This window comes from Pseudomonas sp., assembly GCF_033723075.1.
Lineage (GTDB): Bacteria > Pseudomonadota > Gammaproteobacteria > Pseudomonadales > Pseudomonadaceae > Aquipseudomonas.
This window is the reverse complement of record NZ_JAWVXU010000015.1, coordinates 1-20,358: the sequence shown is the minus strand read 5'-3', so window position 1 is coordinate 20,358 and position 20,358 is coordinate 1. Positions and strand designations below refer to the sequence as shown.

18 protein-coding genes are annotated in these 20,358 nt (G+C 64.0%); 3 read left to right on the top strand and 15 right to left on the bottom strand.

Features of this window, described 5'->3' with window-relative positions; genetic code table 11:
* Positions 1-6 precede the first annotated feature (6 nt).
* Positions 7-2,076, top strand: a complete 2,070-nt coding sequence (locus R3355_RS17380) for an EAL domain-containing protein (protein WP_318962330.1) — start codon at positions 7-9, stop codon at positions 2,074-2,076.
* A gap of 87 nt (positions 2,077-2,163) precedes the next feature.
* Here R3355_RS17380 and serB read toward each other — a convergent pair whose 3' ends face one another.
* Complete coding sequence (serB, locus tag R3355_RS17375) at positions 2,164-3,378, bottom strand: phosphoserine phosphatase SerB (protein WP_318962328.1); 1,215 nt, start codon at positions 3,376-3,378, stop codon at positions 2,164-2,166.
* A 173-nt stretch (positions 3,379-3,551) separates the two neighbouring features.
* Between serB and R3355_RS17370 the strand changes: the two genes are divergently transcribed.
* A complete protein-coding gene (locus tag R3355_RS17370; protein WP_318962326.1) occupies positions 3,552-5,063 on the top strand; it encodes an AhpA/YtjB family protein in 1,512 nt (503 codons plus the stop codon).
* Positions 5,064-5,108: 45 nt separating this feature from the next.
* Here the strand turns inward: R3355_RS17370 and R3355_RS17365 are convergent, their stop codons facing one another.
* The 12 genes from R3355_RS17365 to R3355_RS17310 form a co-directional block, all read right to left on the bottom strand.
* Positions 5,109-5,813: a membrane integrity-associated transporter subunit PqiC gene (locus R3355_RS17365; protein ID WP_318962325.1), complete on the bottom strand. Its 705-nt coding sequence runs from the start codon at positions 5,811-5,813 to the stop codon at positions 5,109-5,111.
* Between the two features lie 7 nt (positions 5,814-5,820).
* Positions 5,821-6,774, bottom strand: a complete 954-nt coding sequence (locus tag R3355_RS17360) for an MlaD family protein (protein ID WP_318962324.1) — start codon at positions 6,772-6,774, stop codon at positions 5,821-5,823.
* Positions 6,771-7,541, bottom strand: coding sequence for an ABC transporter ATP-binding protein (locus R3355_RS17355; protein ID WP_318962322.1), 771 nt, complete (start codon positions 7,539-7,541; stop codon positions 6,771-6,773). Before R3355_RS17355 ends, R3355_RS17360 begins: the two co-directional genes overlap by 4 nt.
* 1 nt (position 7,542) lies before the next feature.
* Complete coding sequence (locus R3355_RS17350; RefSeq protein WP_318947230.1) at positions 7,543-8,673, bottom strand: ABC transporter permease; 1,131 nt, start codon at positions 8,671-8,673, stop codon at positions 7,543-7,545.
* Positions 8,674-8,697: 24 nt separating this feature from the next.
* Positions 8,698-10,947 (bottom strand): DNA topoisomerase IV subunit A, encoded by a 2,250-nt coding sequence (gene parC / locus R3355_RS17345; RefSeq protein WP_318962320.1) that lies wholly within the window; start codon positions 10,945-10,947, stop codon positions 8,698-8,700.
* A 23-nt stretch (positions 10,948-10,970) separates the two neighbouring features.
* Positions 10,971-11,459, bottom strand: coding sequence for a TIGR02281 family clan AA aspartic protease (locus R3355_RS17340; RefSeq protein WP_413243533.1), 489 nt, complete (start codon positions 11,457-11,459; stop codon positions 10,971-10,973).
* A gap of 35 nt (positions 11,460-11,494) precedes the next feature.
* Entirely contained in the window at positions 11,495-12,478 is a 984-nt protein-coding gene (locus tag R3355_RS17335; protein WP_318962317.1) for an esterase-like activity of phytase family protein, read from the bottom strand.
* Positions 12,478-14,367 carry a DNA topoisomerase IV subunit B gene (gene parE / locus R3355_RS17330; RefSeq protein WP_318962315.1) on the bottom strand — a complete coding sequence of 630 codons (1,890 nt, stop codon included), beginning with the start codon at positions 14,365-14,367 and terminating at the stop codon, positions 12,478-12,480. Before parE ends, R3355_RS17335 begins: the two co-directional genes overlap by 1 nt.
* A gap of 17 nt (positions 14,368-14,384) precedes the next feature.
* Complete coding sequence (locus tag R3355_RS17325) at positions 14,385-14,993, bottom strand: YqiA/YcfP family alpha/beta fold hydrolase (RefSeq protein ID WP_318962313.1); 609 nt, start codon at positions 14,991-14,993, stop codon at positions 14,385-14,387.
* Between the two features lie 84 nt (positions 14,994-15,077).
* Positions 15,078-15,893, bottom strand: coding sequence for a 3',5'-cyclic-AMP phosphodiesterase (gene cpdA, locus R3355_RS17320; protein WP_318962312.1), 816 nt, complete (start codon positions 15,891-15,893; stop codon positions 15,078-15,080).
* A gap of 158 nt (positions 15,894-16,051) precedes the next feature.
* Entirely contained in the window at positions 16,052-16,504 is a 453-nt protein-coding gene (locus R3355_RS17315) for a DUF1249 domain-containing protein (protein ID WP_318947237.1), read from the bottom strand.
* Positions 16,495-17,112 carry an NUDIX domain-containing protein gene (locus tag R3355_RS17310; protein WP_318947238.1) on the bottom strand — a complete coding sequence of 206 codons (618 nt, stop codon included), beginning with the start codon at positions 17,110-17,112 and terminating at the stop codon, positions 16,495-16,497. Before R3355_RS17310 ends, R3355_RS17315 begins: the two co-directional genes overlap by 10 nt.
* 196 nt (positions 17,113-17,308) lie before the next feature.
* Between R3355_RS17310 and R3355_RS17305 the strand changes: the two genes are divergently transcribed.
* Positions 17,309-18,049 carry a DUF3298 and DUF4163 domain-containing protein gene (locus R3355_RS17305; RefSeq protein ID WP_318962310.1) on the top strand — a complete coding sequence of 247 codons (741 nt, stop codon included), beginning with the start codon at positions 17,309-17,311 and terminating at the stop codon, positions 18,047-18,049.
* On the opposite strand, the gene cytX is transcribed toward R3355_RS17305, so the two are convergent.
* Both cytX and thiC read right to left on the bottom strand, forming a co-directional pair.
* Positions 18,018-19,307 (bottom strand): putative hydroxymethylpyrimidine transporter CytX, encoded by a 1,290-nt coding sequence (gene cytX / locus R3355_RS17300; RefSeq protein ID WP_413243530.1) that lies wholly within the window; start codon positions 19,305-19,307, stop codon positions 18,018-18,020. The two genes, R3355_RS17305 and cytX, sit on opposite strands and share 32 nt — an antisense overlap.
* Positions 19,308-19,374: 67 nt before the next feature.
* A partial coding sequence (thiC, locus tag R3355_RS17295; RefSeq protein ID WP_318962309.1) for a phosphomethylpyrimidine synthase ThiC occupies positions 19,375-20,358 on the bottom strand: 984 nt, incomplete at its 5' end.

Genomic DNA, 20,358 nt, shown 5'->3' with positions numbered 1-20,358 from the left:
CCTGATATGGCCATCGAAAAAAAAACCATTCGGCTGCTGATTCTCGAAGACTCGCAGAACGAGGCCGAGCGTCTCGTCAGCCTGTTCCGTAACGCCGGTCGTGCCACGCGCGTGCATCGCCTGACCTCCAGCGATGACCTGGCCGATGCCCTGCAGCAGAGCTGGGATCTGTTGATCTGCGCGCCCACTAGCGAACACCTCGAGCCGGGCGAAGCGATCAACGCGATTCGCCGCCAGGCGAAAGATATTCCGGTCATCCAGCTGCTCGCCGACAACGACTCCGACAGCATCACCGAAGCCCTGGCGCTGGGCGCCCAGGATGCGCTGCCGCAAGGCGAAGACGAGCGCCTGGTGCTGGTGGCCAAACGCGAACTGGCCAACCTCGAAGAACGCCGCGCCCGGCGCGCCGCCGAAGTGGCCCTGCGCGAGACGGAGAAACGCTGCCAGTTGCTGCTCGACAGTTCCGTCGATGCCATCGCCTACGTCCATGATGGCATGCATATCTATGCCAACCGTGCCTACCTCGAACTCTTCGCCTATCAGGATGGCGATGAGCTGGAAGGCATGCCGATGATTGACCTGATTGCCAGTGCCGACCAAAGCAACTTCAAAGACTTCCTGAAAAACTACCAGAGTGCCGAAGGCAGCATTGAGCTGGCCTGTACCGGCGTCCAGGCCACCGGCCAGACCGTGCCCGTGCGCATGAGCTTCTCGCCGGCCACCTACGATGGCGAGCCCTGTATCCAGGCGGTGATCCACGCGGAAAGTGGCAACGCCGAACTGGAAGAGAAGCTGCGCGAAATCAGCAGCCAGGATCTGGTCACCGGCCTGTACAACCGCAGCCACTTCCTCGGCCTGATGGATGCCGCCGCCGAGCGCGCCGTGAATGCCGGCCAGCCAGCCAGCCTGGCCTATATCCGTATCGACCGTTATGCCAGCCTGCTGGCAGAAGTTGGTCTGGCGGGCATCGACCTGCTGCTCGCCGACCTGGCCAACCTGCTGCGCGGCCACTTCCCCCCCGATGCACAACTGGCACGCTTTGGCGACGATGTATTCACCGTCCTGCAGCCCGGAAAGACCCCGGAGCAGGCCGAAGCCGGCCTGGCGAGTCTGCTGAAAAAGGTCGAGAGCAGCCTGTTCGATGTCAACGGTCGCACGGCGCAAAGCACCCTGTCGATTGGCCTCGCCGGCCTCAACGAAAAAACCCCGAAAGCCCAGGAAGTGGTCGACCGCGCCCAACGCTGCGCCGATGAACTGGACCAGGGTAACGCACTGAAGCTGTTCAACCCTGGCGATGAACTGGCAGCGGCGGCCAACCGCGGCAACATAGTCGCCATGGTGCAGCAGGCATTGGAGCACAACAGCTTCCGTCTGCTATTCCAGCCGATCATCAGCCTGCGCGGCGACAGCCATGAATACTACGAAGTCTTGCTGCGCCTGCTCAGCCCGCAAGGCGAAGAGGTGCCGCCGAACGAATTCCTCAGTGCAGCCAAAGAGGCCGGCCTGGGTGAAAAAATCGACCGCTGGGTGATTCTCAACTCGATCAAGCTGCTCGCCGACCACCGCAACAAGGGCCACAACACCCATCTCTTCGTTCACCTGTCGAGCGCAAGCCTGCAGGACCAGACCCTGCTGGCGTGGCTCAGCGTGGCCTTGAAAGCCGCACGCCTGCCCTCGGACGCACTGGCCTTCCAGTTCAGCGAGCCGGATGCCATCGCCTACCTCAAGCAAGCCAAGGCACTGACCCTGGGCTTGAGCGAACTGCACTGCAAGGTGGCGCTCAGCCAGTTCGGCTGCGCGATCAACCCCTTCAACACCCTCAAGCACCTGCACATCGATTTCGTCAAAATTGACGGCTCCTTCTCCCAGGACCTGGCCACCCCAGAGAGCCAGGAGGCGCTGAAGACCATGCTGGCCAGCCTGCACGCCCAGGCCAAGCTGACCATAGTGCCCTTTATCGAGAGCGCCAGCGTGCTGGCCACGCTCTGGCAGGCCGGGGTCAATTACATCCAGGGTTACTACCTGCAAGGCCCCAGCCAATCGATGGACTATGACTTCTCGGCGGGCGACGAGTAGGGATAGAACAGCTGCAAGCGGCCAGCGCATCAGGCCCGCCCAGGCTGTTACTTGCAGCTTATGTCTTGGCGCTTGCCACTTTCCTGGTCACTCCAGCCCATCGCGATCGCGAAAGCCGAGCAGATAGAGGATGCCATCCAGGCCCAGGGTCGAGATGGCCTGCTTGGCCGACTGCTTGACCAGCGGCTTGGCCCGGAATGCCACGCCCAGGCCGGCAATGGCCAGCATCGGCAGGTCGTTGGCGCCATCGCCGACAGCAATAGTCTGCTCCAGGCGCAACCCCTGTTTTCCCGCCAGTTCGCGCAGCAGATCGGCCTTGCGCTGCGCGTCGACGATCGGCTCGACCGCCACCCCGGTGACCAGGCCATCGACGATCTGCAGTTCGTTGGCGAAGACGTAGTCGATGCCCAGCTTGGCCTGCAGTTGCTTGGCGAAATAGCTGAAACCGCCGGACAGAATCGCGGTTTTGTAGCCGAGGCGGTGCAACTCGCTGAACAGCGTCTCGGCTCCTTCGGTCAGGCGCAGGGAGGCGCCGATATCAGCCAGCACGGCTTCCGGCAACCCCTTGAGCAGGGCCAGACGCTCCCTGAAGCTGGCGGCAAAATCCAGCTCGCCGCGCATGGCCCGCTCGGTAATCTGCGATACCTGCTCGCCGACCCCGGCAGCCTTGGCCAGCTCGTCGATCACCTCGGCCTCGATCAGCGTCGAATCCATATCGAATACCGCCAGGCGGCGATTACGCCGAAACAGCGAATCACGCTGGAAGGCGATGTCGACGTTGAGTTCCTGCGCCACGCTGAGGAACTCGGCACGCAGCCCCGCCGGATCGGCCGGCTCGCCACGCACGGAAAACTCGATGCAGCCCTTGCCCTGCTCGGCCGGCATATCCAGCGGCATACGCCCGGACAGACGATCGATATGATCGATGTTCAGGTCGTACTTGGCGGTAATGGCACTGACCCGCTGCAATTGCTCGGCGGTCACCTTGCGGGTCAGCAGGGTCACGATATGCCGCGACTTGCCCTGCCCACCGACCCACTGCTGGTAGTCCGCCTCGGACACCGGCGTGAAGCGCACCTGCTGCTCGAGCTTGTAGGCGGCGAACAGCAGATCCTTGAGTACCGAGGAGCCCTGTTCGGTAGGTGGGATTTCCACCAGAATGCCGAAAGACAGGGTGTCGTGGATCACTGCCTGGCCGATATCGAGGATATTCACCCCGCCGTGGGCCAGTACACCGGTGATGGCGGCAGTCAAACCGGGACGGTCTTCGCCGGTAATATTGATCAGGACGATTTCGCGCAAGGCGCACCCTCCGGGGCTCGGTTAATGGTCATCAGGCTGCTGACAGAGCAAGCTTGCTGAAAAGCCGCACATTCTACCCATTTTCACTGCCATACGGACACGCACAGTGCTTTGCCCTATGCAGAGCGGTCGCTATACTGCGCGGCACCTACAGTCGATAAGAGCGGAGCTCTGTGAACCGGCCCGCCCCCGTAAAACCCGACAATTTCTTCCTGCTGCTGTTCCAGGCCCTGCGCCAACGCCGCGTACCCCTGGCCTTGCGCATCGCCAGCCACAGCCTGCTACTCGTAGCCCTGGCGCTGGTGATCTATGCCTGGGTGATCGGCATGCAGTTCAAGCATGCGATGGAGCAACAGGCTGAAGCCCTGGGCACCAGCCTGATCACCCAGACGGCCTCCTCGGCCACCGAGCTGCTGGTGTCCAACGACATCCTCAGCCTTAGCGTGCTACTGAATAACCTGGTTAAAAATCCGCTGGTGGCTCACGCCTCGATCTACAGCGTGGATAACCGCGTGCTCGCCGAAGCGGGTTCGCGCCCGAGCAAGACCATGCTGGGCGAGACCGAAGGCCTGTACTCGACCCCGATTACCTTTCAGGAGGTGATCGCCGGCCAATTGCGCATCAGCCTGGATATGCGCCAGTTCCAGCAACCAATGACCATCAGCCTGCAGAGCATGGGCATCCTCAGCCTGATTCTGCTGGCACTGGCCTTGTCCCTGAGCATGCGCCTGGGTCGACATATCTCCACCCCGCTGCTGCAACTGCGCGTCTGGTTACGCGACCCGGATGACCCGGCGCCCGGCGCCGGCCGCCAGGACGAAATCGGCGACCTGGCGCGCCAACTGCAAATGCGCCTGGTACCGGCAAAACCGGAGCCCGAACCAGAGCCCGAGGACTTCCACGACGAAGAGGCCGATGAGCACGAGTTCGGCGAATACGACGATGAGCCGACTTTCGAGGTGCGCGACCTGCACGACGAGCGCTTTGACGCCCTCAACCAGGCAGACGATGACAGCCCACGCGGCCAGCCGAACGATGACGACCCATTCGCCGACCTGCGAGACCACGACGATGAACCGGCAGAGGTTCCCACGCTGACCGTCAACGGCCCACAACAGAGTGCCGTGCTGGCCATTCAACTGGGCGCCCAGGAGCAGCTCCGACGCTTGCCGCGCGTACGCCTGATGGATCTGCTGCAACGTTATCGCGATTGCCTGAACCAGGCCTCGGCGCTCTATCAAGGTGAACTGCACACCCTCAACGACGGCAGCAGCCTGATGCTGTTCCATCGCCAGGACAGCGGTGAGGATTACCTGACCCATGCCATCTGCTGTGGCGAACTGATGCGTGCGCTCGGCCATGCCCTGCAGATCGAGGTAGCCGACAGCGGCATCACCCTCCAACTGCAATTGGGCCTGACCCAAGGCGAAGATCTGCTCGATTTGAGCCAAGGCGATCTGCTGCTCAGCGAGACCGCTCAGGATGCGCTGGCCCTGTCCCAGCACAGCCGCAACCTGCTGCTGCTCGAACGGCGCGTGGGCGATGATGCACTGGTACGTCAGCGCGCGCGCATTCGCACCATCGCCAGCCCGGAAGGTGCCTGCTGCGTGGAACGCCTGCTGGACCCTTATCCGTCACTGCTGGAGCGTCAACTGGCGCATATGCACGAGCACCATCAGCACTGATAGCCGGCCAGGCCGGGCCTCGCGAACCCGACCGGCGGCACGCGCTTAGAAGCGGAACACTTCCATTTGCTTGGCCGGCTCGATCAACGGAGCCGGCGGCTTGCTCTCTGGACGCTTGACCGGCGCAGTGACCACCGGCTTGCGTGGGCGCGCAGCCTCGGCGACCGGCATGGACTTGATTGCGTCCGCCAACTCGCCAGCCAATTGCTGCAACAGTTGACTCTGGGCACGCACTTGCTCGGGCACTGTGCCACCGTGCGGCGCCTGCAGACGCAGCACTCGGCTGCTACGCTGCACCCCGGCAGAGTCGAGCAGACGCCATTGTGCTTCGAGTACCGCAGGTTGCTGCACACCCGAATCCAGCCGGCTGATGTTCAGCACAACCTGAACCTCACTGGAGAAACCGACGCGATCCGGATACAGCGCGACGCGGCTGGTATCGAGCTGTCCGGCCAATTGACCCAGCAGCAGCTGGCCGACATCGTCCTGCAGGCTGCCGGCCCAGAGGGTCTGCCCGCTGAGCGAGAGACTGTCGTCGAGCTCTCGCTGCACCAGATTCTCGCGCAACAGATAGTCCGCCAGCTTTAACGGGCCGAGCAACAATGCCGGCCCTTTATCGTCCTGTGGCAACTCGGGATTGCCCTGCTCGAGCTGATAGAACTGCGCCGGAGGTTGCAGTACTGCGCAGCCCTGCAGGGTCAAAGCCGCAAGAAGTAACAACAACGGCGGTGAGAAGTACAACGATCTCATCAAAACATTACCTTGATTTGCCAAATATAAGCGATTGGGGCTGCTGATCGAGCCCTTCCATCGTGCGCTGCAGCGCTTTTCCAGCCTGGCTGAGCGCCTGCAGGGCACGCAATATTTCATACTGTACCTCGGATTCCGGACCGAGGCTGCGACGACTGTCAGCCGCCAACTGATTGACCTGCTGCATTGCCTGTGCGGCGTTCTGTGCCGCGCGACGAATTTCGCCCACTGCGTCCCGCAGGTCAACACTGCTCTGCTGAACATTGTCCATGATCGGCGGTAATTGCTGCTCCAGGCGTCCACTCAGACGATCGAGTTTGCCCAGCAACTGGCTCATGCTCAACAGGCCCTGCTGCAGTTCCGGAGAACTGGTCAGCTTCTCCAGGGATTGCAGGGTCTGCGTGGCCGAAGTGACCATTTCCTGCAACGGCAACTCACGCAGGCTGCCAGCCAGCTCGCGCAGCACATCGGCAATCTCATCGATCCGCGACGGCACACTGGGAATGGTCGGCAGATCCAACTCGTGCGGCCTGCGCACATAGCCGGCCTGTTCCGGAAACATATCCAGCGCGACTATCGCCTTGCCGGTCAACAGGCTGGGCGTCTGCAACTGGGCACGCAAACCACGCTCGACCAGCTGACCGATGAACTGGTCGAAGCCGCGGGAGCCGGCCTGCTGCTGCCCTGGGTTATTGATGCGCAACACCACCGGCATGACCACATCCTTGAGTTCGCGGTCGTAGGACAGGCGAATTTCGCGCACCACGCCGACCTTGACCCCGCGATAGGTGACATCGGCGCCGACATCCAGACCATCCAGGGCGCCGGTAAAATACACCACGTACTCGCTGGGTTGGCTGAACCAGCTGTCCCGCGACAGCAGCAGCAGGCCCGCGGCCAGCAGGGCCAGGCCGCCGAGCAGGAAGGCGCCAATCATAAAGGGTTTGCGCGCTTCGCTCATGCCGTCTCCATTGGGTGAGCCGTATCGCCCCGCCGCAGAAAGCGCTGCACCTGCTCCGGCCCGTCGGCCAGCAATTCCTGCAGGGTGCCCAGGGCAATCTGGGTGTGGGTCTGATTGTCGAGGAACAGACAGGTATCGGCCACCGCCTGGATGCTCGGCAGCTCATGGGTCACCAATACGATGCTCGAGCCCAGGCTATCACGCAACTGCAGGATCAATTCGTCGAGGGACTGCGAACTGATCGGATCGAGGCCGGCCGAGGGCTCATCGAAAAACAACACCTGCGGATCGAGCGCCAGCGCCCGGGCCAGAGCGGCGCGCTTGCGCATGCCGCCGGACAGTTGCGCCGGATAAAGCTCATCGCAACCGGCCAGTCCTACCAGCGCCAGCTTCAACGCCGCCAGCTCGACCAGCTCGGCCGGCTGCAGATGCCGGCGGTAGGCAGCCAGCGGCAGGCAGATATTTTCCCGCAGGGTCATCGCCCCCCACAGAGCGCCATTCTGGTAGAGCACGCCGAACTGCTGCTGCAGGGCGGCACGACCGTCCTCATCCACAGCCCAGAAATCCTCGCCATTGAACAACACCCGTCCGGCCAGTGGCGCCTGCAGGCCGATCAGATGACGCAACAGGGTGCTTTTGCCGCAGCCGCTGCCACCCATGATGACGAACACCTCGCCACGGCGGATGGTGAAGTTGAGGTCATGCTGGATCACCAGACTGCCGTAGCCGGCACTCAGATCCTCGGCGACCAACAGCGCATCGCTCATCTCAGATCCCCAGCCGGGTGCAAATCAGGGTGATCAGCGCATCGCTGACCACCAGCGCCACGATGATGCTGACCACCGCCCGGGTGGTTGCCTGCCCCACCGCCTGGGCGTTGCGCCCGCAGGCCAGGCCGTAGTGACAGCCGATCAAGCCGATCAGCACGGCAAACACCAGGCTCTTGCCGATCCCCACCAGGAAATCGTTGAGGCTGAGCATCTCCAGGCTCTGCTTGAGGTAGAGCTGCGCGGAAATGTCGAACAGACCGGAGCCGATAACGAAGCCGCCGAGAATGCCGAGGGCGTCGGCGAACACGCAGAGCAGCGGCATGCTCACCAACAGCGCCAGCAACCGCGGCAGGACGAGAAACTCCAGCGGTGGAAAACCGAAGGTCTTCAGCGCATCGATTTCCTCGTTGGCCTGCATGCTGCCCAGCTCCGCCGCGTAGGCCGCACCGGTGCGCCCGGCCATGATCACCGCAGTCATCAGCGCCCCCATCTCGCGGGTCATGCCAATGGCCACCATGTTGGCGATGTACAGCTGAGCGCCGAAGGCCTCCAGCTGGGCGGCGCCGACGAACGCCAGAATCAGACCAACCAGAATGGCGATCAGTGCCACTATCGGCAACGCGCCCGGCCCGCACTGCTGCAGGGCCAGCCAGAAATCACTGCGGCGCATGCGACCGCGACCGCGCAGCTGACGCCCCAGCGCCAGCACCACCTCGCCAAGAAAGCGGCAGGCCTGAGCGACACTGGCCAGCACGCCGAGCAACAGCAACCCCAGACGAGCCACCGGACCATAAGCGGGGGGCGGCTCATCCCGAGCCTGGGTAGACGGCTTGGCGGCCATCTGCAACAGCCGCTCGACACCGTCAGGCAGGCCGTGCCAGAGCAGCTCCACGTCCTGCGCCACGGCCAGGCGCTGCAGGCGACGCAACAGTGCCAGCAGACTGCTGTCCCAGGCAGCCACGGCGATATCCACCTGCACCTGCGCGGGCAGTTGCCGCTGGCTGTACCAGATGGACTCAAGGTCGGGCTTGGCCACTTGCAGCAGCCAGGCACCGTCCACCCGCAGGGACGCCGGCCGGCCATCCTCTTGCGACCATTGCAGCCCTGCGTCCTGCCCGCCCTTAACCATCACAGCCTCCGTCAGTTAGCCCTGCTATTCCACCAGCAGTGCATCGACCCGCTGGAAGCCACGCGGCAGCTTGTTGCCGCGGCGACCGCGTTCACCCTTGTAGTGTTCCAGGTCATCCGCCTTGAGCGACAAGGTACGCTTGCCGGCCTGCAACACCAGGGTCGCCCCGCTCGGCAACACCACCAGGTCGGTGAGGTATTCCTCGCGGCTGGCGACCCGCTCGCCGGGGATGCCGATGATCTTGTTGCCCTTGCCCTTGCCCAGTTGCGGCAAGTCGCGCACCGGGAACAGCAGTAACCGCCCCTCGGTGGTCACGGCGGCCAGCCAGTCCTGCTCGCGGCTGAACAACGGTTTTGGTGCCAGCACCCTGGCGCCTGGCGGCAGACTGAGCAGCGCCTTGCCGGCCTTGTTCTTGGTCTGCAGGTCCTCGCCCTTGACCACGAAACCGTAGCCGGCATCCGAGGCGATGACAAAGAGGGCGCTGTCGTCCGGCAGCAACACACACTCGAAGGTCGCCCCCGGTGGTGGGGTCAGCCGCCCGGTCAGCGGCTCGCCCTGGCCACGCGCCGACGGCAGCGAATGGGCGGCCAGGGAGTAACTCCTGCCGGTCGAATCGATAAACACCGCGTACTGGTTCGAACGTCCCGGCGCGGCGGTCTTGAAGCCGTCGCCGGCCTTGTACGACAGGCCGGTGGCGTCGATGTCATGACCCTTGCCGCAGCGTACCCAGCCCTTCTCCGAGATCACCACGGTGACCGGCTCGGTGGGTAGCAGCTCGGTTTCCGACAGAGCCTTGGCCTCGGCGCGGGCGACGATCGGCGAGCGGCGGTCGTCGCCATATTTCTCGGCATCGTCGAGAATTTCCTGGCGTACCAGCTTCTTCAGCTTGGCTTCGCTGCCGAGCAGGGTCAGCAACTTGGCGCGCTCCTTGGCCAGCGCATCCTGCTCGCCGCGAATCTGCATCTCTTCCAGCCGCGCCAGCTGGCGCAGACGGGTTTCCAGGATGTATTCGGCCTGGATATCGGTGAGACCGAAACGCGCCATCAACACCGGTTTGGGCTGATCCTCGGTGCGGATGATATGGATCACTTCATCCAGGTTGAGGAAGGCGATCAGGCGACCTTCCAACAGGTGCAGGCGGTGCTCGACCTTGTCCAGACGGAACTGCAAACGCCGACGCACGGTGCCGACCCGGTATTCCAGCCATTCGCGCAACAACTGGCGCAGGTTCTTCACCTGCGGCTTGCCGTCCAGGCCGATGACGTTGGCGTTGACCCGGTAGCTCGATTCCAGCTCGGTGGTGGCGAACAGGTGTTGCATCAACTCGTCGGCATCGACCCGGTTGGAGCGCGGGATGATGACGATGCGGCACGGGTGCTCGTGGTCCGACTCATCGCGCAGGTCGGCGACCATCGGCAGCTTCTTGGCCTGCATCTGCGCGGCGATCTGTTCCAGCACCTTGGCCCCGGACACCTGATGCGGCAGCGCGGTGACCACGATGTCGCCGTCCTCGACACGGTACACGGCGCGCATGCGCACCGAGCCCTTGCCGGTTTCGTAGATCTTCAGCAAGTCCGCGCGCGGGGTGATGATTTCCGCCTCGGTCGGGTAATCCGGGCCAAGCACATGCTCGCAGAGCTGCTCGACCGTGGCGTCCGGCTGATCGAGCAGGCGGATGCAGGCCGCGGCCACTTCGCGCAGGTTGTGCGGCGGCACGTCGGTGGCCATGCCCACGGCGATGCCGGTGGTGCCATTCAACAGGATGTTGGGCAGGCGCGCCGGCAGGGTCGCCGGCTCGTTGAGGGTGCCGTCGAAGTTCGGCACCCAATCCACGGTGCCCTGGCCCAGTTCGCTCAGCAGCACCTCGGCGTAGCGCGACAGGCGCGCCTCGGTGTAACGCATGGCGGCGAACGACTTGGGATCGTCCGGCGCACCCCAGTTGCCCTGACCGTCGACCAGGGTGTAGCGGTAGCTGAACGGCTGGGCCATCAGCACCATGGCTTCGTAGCAGGCCGAATCACCATGGGGATGAAACTTGCCGAGCACGTCGCCGACGGTACGCGCCGACTTCTTGTGCTTGGAGTCGGCGTCCAGGCCCAGCTCGCTCATGGCGTAGATGATCCGCCGCTGCACCGGCTTGAGACCGTCGCCGATATGCGGCAGCGCGCGATCCATGATCACGTACATCGAGTAATTGAGATAAGCCTGCTCGGTGAAGTCGGCAAGGGAGCGGCGTTCAACACCGTCCAGGCTCAAATCGAGGGGTTCGCTCATGCGTGCCTCATTGATCAGAAAATTTAGTCAAGCGAAGTTGGCTGGCGCAACACCAGGGTGCCGTCGCGCTGGGTAAATTCGAGTTGTTTCAGGGCGCTCATGCCGAGCAGCACCTCGTCGCCGTCCATGCCCGGCGTGATCAGGGCGGCCACGTCGTACAACAGGATCTCGCCGAGCTGCAGACTGGCCAGTTGGGTCCGGTAGCCGACCACGGTGCCATTGGCGGTACGGATCTGCACCGGCGCACCGCGCTGCAGGCCGAGGGATTCGGCCAGGGCGGCGGGTACGGCGACGGCGGTGGCGCCGGTATCGAGCAGCAAGGTCACGCTGGCGCCGTTGATCTGGCCGCCCAGCAGGTAATGCCCGCCGCGACTGCTCAGCAGGCGCACCTCGATATAGCCCTCGCCCTGCACCGACTGCGGCGCCTGGTTCGGGTTATCACGCCGTTCCTCCCATTTGCCGAAGAAGTGCGTGGCCAGCAGCAACGCGGCGGCCCAGGCCAGCACCAGCATCACCCGGCCGATCCGCCGCCCTGCCGTCTGGGTACTCACTTGGCTTGCCCCCAGCCGCCCTTGGGCGCGGCGAAGCGCCAGACGACCGGTCGCTGTTCGCCATCGGCGCGGGTGTGTCGGCCGCTGTCGCTACCGATCCAGGCGCCCTGCTCATCGATCCACAGCGCTTCGGCCAAGCCATAGGCCGGCGGATAACGCCGGGCATCGGTCAAAGCTTCGGCGGCGAACGACCAGCAGCGCTCGACCCCACCATCGCTCAGCTTGCGCCGACAGATGCGGTGGGCCTGACGCTCGAGGGTGAAGAGCTTTTCCTTGTAAAAGGCCAGTCCGGCAAAATCCCGTGCTTGCGCCTCGCCGCCCAACTGCGCTGCCGAGGGTTCGCTACCGCCTTCGCTCATCAGCACGCAACCACCGGTGCAGCGCCAGCTCGAACCGCGCTGGTGCAGCACCAGCAGGCCGCGGTGCCGGCGCTCGGCCGCCAACCACAGACGCTCGCCGGCGGGATCGATCGCTATGCCCTCGAGCAACGCATTGAAGTGCCAGAGCATGCCGCTGGCACGCGCCTGGCGCACCATAGAGTCTGGCAGTTCCAGCCACTGCGGTGCTCCGGCAGGAGGGATCTGCAATACGGCAGCACGCGCCTCGCTGACCAGGTAGCGATTGCCGACGGCATCGCAGGACAAGCCTTCGAAATCCAGATTACCACCACGCAGCAGACCGGTTGCCCAGGTGCGCATGCGCAAGCCCCAAGGAAGCGGTGTCGAAGGCGAGGGCGGGGCGACAAAGTGCTCGACCTCGGCCTGCCAGACGGCATCGCCGGCAGCCAGGCGATACAGGCGGTCATCCTCTCGGTCCGAAACGGCCCAGAGCGCCTCGCCACACCAGGCCAGGCCCGACAGGTTGCCGGCGGCGATGCCATCGATCGGGTGCTCGCTGACCAGCTTCAACTCCTCGAGAACCTGGGGTTCGGCCAGGGCCGGAGCGGCGACCAGCAACAGGGCGACAGCCAGTCGCCGCATCAAAGCAGTACCTCGGCCAGGTTGCCCTTGGACTCCAGCCAGGACTTGCGGTCACCGGCACGTTTCTTCGCCAGCAGCATGTCCATGAGCTCCTGGGTGCCCGGATAATCCGCCAGGGTCAGCTGCACCAGGCGCCGGGTATTGGGGTCCATGGTGGTTTCACGCAGCTGCGGCGGGTTCATCTCGCCGAGCCCCTTGAAGCGGGTGACCTGCGGCTTGCCGCGGCGCTTCTCGGCGACCAGGCGGTCGAGAATACCGTCACGCTCGGCCTCGTCCAGGGCATAGAAGATCTCCTTGCCCAGGTCGATGCGGTACAGCGGCGGCATGGCCACGTAGATGTGCCCGGCATCCACCAGCGGACGAAAATGCTGGACGAACAGCGCGCACAGCAGGGTGGCGATGTGCAGGCCGTCGGAGTCGGCGTCGGCGAGGATGCAGATCTTGCCGTAGCGCAGCTGGGCCAGGTCGTTGGAGCCCGGATCGATGCCGATGGCCACGGCGATGTTGTGCACTTCCTGGGAGGCCAGCACTTCGCCGACATCCACTTCCCAGGTATTGAGGATCTTGCCACGCAGCGGCAGGATCGCCTGGAACTCCTTGTCGCGCGCCTGCTTGGCGCTGCCGCCGGCGGAATCGCCCTCGACCAGGAACAGTTCGGAGCGCATCGGGTCCTGGCCGGCGCAGTCGGCCAGCTTGCCGGGCAGCGCCGGACCCTGGGTGATGCGTTTGCGTTCGACCTTCTTGCCGGCCTTGAGGCGCCGGTTGGCGTTGCTGATCGCCAGCTCGGCGAGCTGCTGACCGAGCTCCGGGTGGGCATTGAGCCACAGGCTGAAAGCGTCCTTGACCACCCCGGAGACGAAGGCCGCGGCCTCGCGCGAGGACAGGCGCTCCTTGGTCTGGCCGGAGAACTGCGCGTCCTGCATCTTGGTCGACAGGACGAAGGCGATGCGCTCCCAGATGTCTTCCGGTGCCAGCTTGACCCCGCGCGGCAGCAGGCTGCGGAACTCGCAGAACTCGCGCATGGCGTCCAGCAGGCCCTGACGCAGGCCGTTGACATGGGTGCCACCCTGGGCCGTGGGGATCAGGTTGACGTAGCTTTCCTGCACCGTATCACCGCCCTCCGGCAGCCACAGCAGCGCCCAGTCGACCGCCTCCTTGTTACCGCTGAGGCTGCCGCAGAATGGCTCGAGCGGCAGGCGTTCGAATTCGCTGACCGCATCCACCAGGTAGGAGCGCAGCCCCTCCTCGTACAGCCACTCGACCCGCTCGCCACTGGCCTTGTCCTCGAAGCTGACGTGCAGCCCCGGACAGAGCACGGCCTTGGCCTTGAGCACATGCTTGAGGCGGCTGACCGAGTACTTGGGTGAGTCGAAATACTTGGTGTCCGCCCAGAAATGCACACTGGTTCCGGTGTTGCGCTTGCCGACCGTGCCGATCACTGCCAGATCGCTGGCCTTGAAGCCATCGGCAAAGGTCATGCGGTATTCGTTGCCATCACGTTTGACCCGCACTTCGACGCGGGTCGACAGGGCGTTGACCACGGAGATCCCGACGCCGTGCAGACCGCCGGAGAACTGGTAGTTCTTGTTGGAGAACTTGCCACCGGCATGCAGCTTGGTGAGGATCAGCTCGACCCCCGAGACCCCCTCTTCGGGGTGAATATCCACCGGCATGCCGCGGCCGTCGTCGACGACCTCCAGGGAGCTGTCCTCGTGGAGAATCACCTGGATCGAGCTGGCGTGACCGGCCAGGGCTTCGTCGACGCTGTTGTCGATGACTTCCTGGGCCAGGTGGTTGGGCCGGCTGGTGTCGGTGTACATGCCCGGGCGCTTGCGCACCGGATCCAGGCCGGAAAGGACTTCGATGGCGTCTGCGTTGTAACTGGCCATGGGCTCTCGGGTCGTTATTAAAGGTCGGAAAAGTCGCTATCGCGCCACAGCTGGGGCGCAATACCGGCGAAGGCAAAGAGCGCGGGCAGGCGCGCAGCAAAACCCTGAAAACCATGATCGCCACCGGCCTGAATACGCAGCGCGCAGGCGCGGTAATAGGCTTGGGCATCGCGATAATCTAGGGTTTCGTCGGCGGTCTGCAACCACACCTGGTAACGGGCGAGATCTTGCGGCGGCGGCACGTCCAACTCGGCCAGGGCCCGCACATGATCGGCCGTCAGCTCCCAGGTTTCACCGCTGTAATAGTTGTGTTGCGGACCCAGATAGCCATCGAAACGCAGATGCGGACGCACCGCCGGATTGATCAACAGCGCGCGCAAGCCATGGCGCTCAGCCAGGTGGGTCGCATAGTAGCCGCCCAGGGAGCTGCCGACCAGCACGGGCCGGCCGAGCTCGGCGATCAGAGCCTCGATCTGGGCAATGGCCCGGCGCGGATGATGGTCCAGGGCCGGCACCCGCAGCTGCGCCGCCAGCCCCATGCGCGTCATGGCACGCGACAACTGGCTGGCCTTGAGCGAAGCGGGCGAGCTGTTGAGGCCGTGGAGATAGAGAATAGATGCAGTCATGGAGCGGGAGGCTACTAGTGCGGAGCCTCTGGCTGCAAGCGGCAAGTAGGTACGCAGGCTGCGCCAGCGCAGCGCCTACAGCGGCTAATAGCCTTTCACCGTGTAATCCACCTCGAAGTCGATCCCGGTCACCCGCGACACGCCGGTATCCAGCCGACCGTCGGCGTGCAGGCGCAGCCAGCGGTAGCCGGGGGCCGTGGTGTCGACCTGGAATTCCTCACTACCAGGGGCGAACTGCACGCAGGTGGAGGGCGACGCCAGCAGGCGCAGACCTTTGTGCACTTGATCGAATTCCTGATGGATATGCCCCCAGAGCAGCGCACGCACCTGACTGAAGCGCTCCAGCACGGCGAACAGCGCCTCGGGGTTGCGCAGGCCGATGGGCTCCATCCAGCGGCAACCGATGGACACCGGATGATGGTGCAGGCAAATCAGGTGGTGGCGCTCCGGCGCTTCGCCGAGCGCGCGTTCCAGCAGGGCCAGCTGTTGCTGATCAAGATAGCCAGGCACCGCACCGGGAATCGACGAATCGAGCAGGATGATGCGCCAATTACCCAGGTCGATCACCGGCTCCAGCAGATCGCTGCCGACGCAGGCGGCCTGCATGGCCGGGACGTCGTCATGGTTGCCGGGAAACCAGCGGGCCGGTGCCGCCAGCACCTCGGTCATCTGCCGAAAGCGCTGGTAGGACGCCAGGCTACCGTCTTGCGACAGATCGCCGCTGGCGAGCATCAGGTCGATCTGCGGCTGCTCTTGCAGCACCCGCTCGATCACCTGCTGCAGGCTGTCCCGGGTATCCAGACCCAATAGCTTGCCGGCCGCTTCGGCAAATAGATGACTGTCGGACAGCTGCACCAGCAGGACCGAGGAATCAGCAGCGGAATTGAGCTCGCTCGGCAAGGCCGTCTCCTTGAGCGGAATGCGTGGATTATGGTGGCTAGTCCGGGCAGCGGTAAACCCGCGAAGCGGGCATGGATCACATAAAAGCAGCTGCAAACTGTCGGCTGACTCGCTCAGGAGACTTCTCGACGCCTATGGCTTGGCGCATGTGGCAGGGTTTAAACCACCGGTTCCAGTTCATGGCCACAGGCCAGGCAATGGCTCAGCCATTCACCGAGGAACAGGTTGAGCTGGGACTTTTCATCCGGCTGATGCATGGCGGCGTTCGGATACGGGTAAATGCTGCGAAAACGCCGGGCGTTCTGCGCGCCTATCACCTCGGCCATGCGCGCATCGTGGTACACCCGCACTTCCAGTTGCGGCACCGGCAACCAGGGCAGGCTGTGCTCCTGGCGCACCCGCACGGTCGAGGTGTAGGGACAGGTCTCCAGCACTTCCAGGCTCAGCACGCCGAGCAGGAGCTCGCCCTGACTCAGGGCGACCCGCCGCGGACATGACACCTTGCGCATGTCCGGCAACAGGCGCATCAAGCGCGCATAGTTGGCTTCACAGGCCGCCTGCAGCTCGATCAAGTCAACCCGATAACGCTCACGCAACAGGTTCACGACCATAACCCCCTCACCTCGACGCGGTTCAGCGCCAGCCACTGCAAGGCGATGATGCTCGCCGCATTGTTGATCCGCCCGTCCTTGACCGCGTCCAGGGCATCTCCCAGCGGCAGGACATGCACCCGAATGTCCTCACCCTCCTCGGCCAGACCATGCACGCCCCCGGCGCCCTGGCTGTTGCAGCGCCCGAGGTAGAGATAGACCCGCTCGTCCGAACCACCGGGCGAAGGAAAGTATTGGGTAATCGGCCACAGCGAGGTCAGGGCCAGGTCGGCCTCCTCCACCGCCTCGCGTAGCGCCACTTGTTCCGGTTGCTCATCGGTGTCGATCAGCCCGGCGACCAGCTCCAGCAGCCAGGGGCTGGCGGACTTGCCCATGGCGCCGACGCGAAACTGCTCGATCAACACCACTTCATCGCGCTGCGGGTCATAGGGCAGCACGCATACGGCATCGTGGCGGATAAACAGTTCGCGACTGAGCGTCGGACCCATTTCGCCAGAAAACTGCAGATGGCGCAGATGCAGGCGATCGAGGCTATAGAACCCGCGAAAGCAGACTTCTCGCTCGATAATTTGCACCGCATCCGGGCCTGGCTTAAAGGTGTCGGTCATCCACGTCTCACTCAATCGGATAATCAGGGCTTTCGCGCATCCTACCCCGGCATCTCGCCTTGCGCAGCCTCTTTGCAGATTAGGCGCTGACTGGGATCATGCAGCGTTATTACGACTGTCGGCCCGATGAACCCCAAGGGCAACCGACAGTCCAACCCAACCACTCCCACCCTCTCTCCGCCTGGCGCAGAACTCAATGTCCCCACGTAAAAAAATCCTGACAATCAGCCTTGGCCTGCTCCTCAGCGCCTGTCAGAGCCTGCTTCCAGGCGATAGCGCGCTGCCGGTGCAACGTGTCGCCTGGGAAAGTATCCAGCCTGGCTGCCGGGACGATACCTGCCCACTGGTGAATATCGACACTCTGATTTTTCCCGACGAAGCGCAACTCAACCAGTTGATCGAACAGCGCCTGCTGCAGATGACCAACGACTCGCCAGACGCGCCCCTGCCGGCCTCGCTGCAGTCCTATGAAAAAGATTTCCTGCAGAGTGCCAAGCGCGGCTGGAACACCTACCTGCAAGCCAAGGTGCGCGAGCAACATGACCAACTGGTGATCATCGAATTTTCCAGCTACCTGTCCACGGGCGGGGCACACGGTATGCCGGGGCGCGGTTTCATCAACTATGACCGCACGCTGCAAAAGGCCCTGAGCCTGCAGGACATGCTGCTACCCGGGCAGACAGATGCGTTCTGGAACCTCGCCGGCCAGGCCCACCAGCGCTGGCTGATAGCCAACCAGCTGGAGCAGGACCCCGAGTATCTCCGCACCTGGCCGTTCGAGCGCACCGAGAACGTCGCCCTCGGTCAGGCCGCCGTGCTGCTGAAATACAACGTCTACAGCATCGCGCCCTACTCCAGCGGGCATCCGCAGCTGACGATCCCCTACAGCCAGCTCCGGGGCATCCTCAAACCGCAATACGTTCCCGCCCGCGACTGAAGGAACCGAAGACCAACTGCAGCACACCGGCCAGCAACAAAGCCGGCAGGGTCGCACCGATCCCGGGCCAGAAACTCGCCAGCACATGATAGATGGTCGCCCCGCAAGCCCAGGCCAGCAGCGTGTCCCAGCGCAACGCCACGCGCGGCGCCAGGTCCGCCCGGCGACGGCGCAGGATGAAGTGGTCGACCAACACCACGCCGAACAGCGGGGCGAACACCGAGCCGATCAGCAACAGGAAGTTCTGGTACTCGGCCAGCGGTGCGAACCAGGCGATCAGGGTGCACAGCGCACCAATCGCCAGCGCCAGCAGTTCGACCCTGAACGGCAGCAGAATACCGACGGAAACCGCCGCCGAATGGATGTCGGCAAAGGCGTTCTCCGACTCATCGAGCAGGATCAGCAGCAACGGAATGCCCAGGCCAGCGCCCGCCAGGGCCAACAGCAAGGCGTTGACTTCGCCGTTGTCGGCAAAGGCCAGGGTGTAAGCCACGCCCAGGCTCATCAACCAGAAGTTGCCGAAGAAGAACCCCAGCGCGGTGCCGCCGAACACCCGTCCGGCCGCCTTGCCGAAGCGCGAGTAATCGGCGATCAGCGGCAGCCAGGACAGCGGCATGGCAATCGCAATGTCGAAGCCCAGGGCAAACGGCATCGAGCCATCGCCAGTGCGCGCCCACAACGCCGCGAGGTCGGCCTTGTCGAACAGGTTCCAGGTCAACCAGAGGCAGGCACCGAGCAGCAGCCAGATGCCCCACTTGCGCAAAATACGCCGCACGAAGGTCAGCGGACCAGCCACCGCCAGCAGGGTCGCCAGACCACCAAACAACAGGGTCCACAGACCCGGGCTGTTCCACAGGCTGCCTTCGCCGAAGGCCCGCACCGCCAACACGCTGGCGGCATCGCGCATGACGATGATCTCGAATGCGCCCCAGCCGACCAGTTGCAAAAGATTGAGCAAGGCCGGCACCACGGCCCCCTTGCTGCCCAGGCTGAGCTTCAGCGCCGCCATGGATGACAGCCCGGTATCAGCGCCAATCACCGCGACCGAACCCAACAGCAACACCCCGACAGCCGTACCACAGGCAATCGCCAGCAGCGCGCCGCTCAGGCCCAGGCCCGGCGCCAGCAAGGCGCCAAGCTGCAGCACCATCAGGCCGATGCCCAGGGAAAACCACAGGGAAAACATGTCGCGCGCGCCAAACACACGCTGCCCGATCGACACCGGCAAATGCGGTGAGTAATTCGTTGGGGGGTTCACAATGAGGAGGGTCTCGAAGAACTGAATAGGCGACGCCAGGAGCAGGCTCCTGACGCCGGGTAACGCGTCAGACCTGCTTGTAGATCAACGAACCTTCATCCTTGAAACGCCCGGACTGCTCGGCGAAACCGGCCTCGATGGCCTTCTGCTCGTCGGTCAGACCATGCGCCTTGGCGTAGTCGCGCACTTCCTGGGTAATCTTCATCGAGCAGAACTTCGGTCCGCACATGGAGCAGAAATGCGCGACCTTGGCCGAGTCCTTGGGCAGGGTCTCGTCGTGGTAGCTGCGTGCGGTGTCCGGGTCCAGGCCGAGGTTGAACTGGTCCTCCCAACGGAATTCGAAACGCGCCTTGGACAGGGCGTTGTCGCGGATCTGCGCGCCCGGATGGCCTTTGGCCAGGTCGGCGGCGTGGGCGGCGATCTTGTAGGTGATGATCCCGGTCTTGACGTCATCCTTGTTCGGCAGGCCCAGGTGTTCCTTGGGCGTGACGTAGCAGAGCATGGCGCAGCCGAACCAGCCGATCATCGCCGCACCGATGCCGCTGGTGATGTGGTCGTAGCCTGGGGCGATGTCGGTGGTCAGCGGGCCGAGGGTGTAGAACGGCGCCTCGTCGCAGCATTCCAGCTGCTTGTCCATGTTCTCCTTGATCAGTTGCATCGGCACGTGGCCGGGACCTTCGATCATGCACTGCACGTCATGCTTCCAGGCGATCTTGGTCAGCTCGCCGAGGGTTTCCAGCTCGCCGAACTGCGCCGCGTCGTTGGCGTCGGCGATCGAGCCGGGACGCAGGCCATCGCCCAGCGAGAAGCTGACGTCGTAGGCCTTCATGATCTCGCAGATGTCTTCGAAGTGGGTGTAGAGGAAGTTCTCCTGGTGATGCGCCAGGCACCACTTGGCCATGATCGAGCCGCCGCGGCTGACGATACCGGTGACCCGCTTGGCGGTCAGCGGCACATAGCGCAGCAGCACGCCGGCGTGGATGGTGAAGTAGTCGACGCCCTGCTCGGCCTGTTCGATCAGGGTGTCGCGGAACAGCTCCCAGGTCAGGTC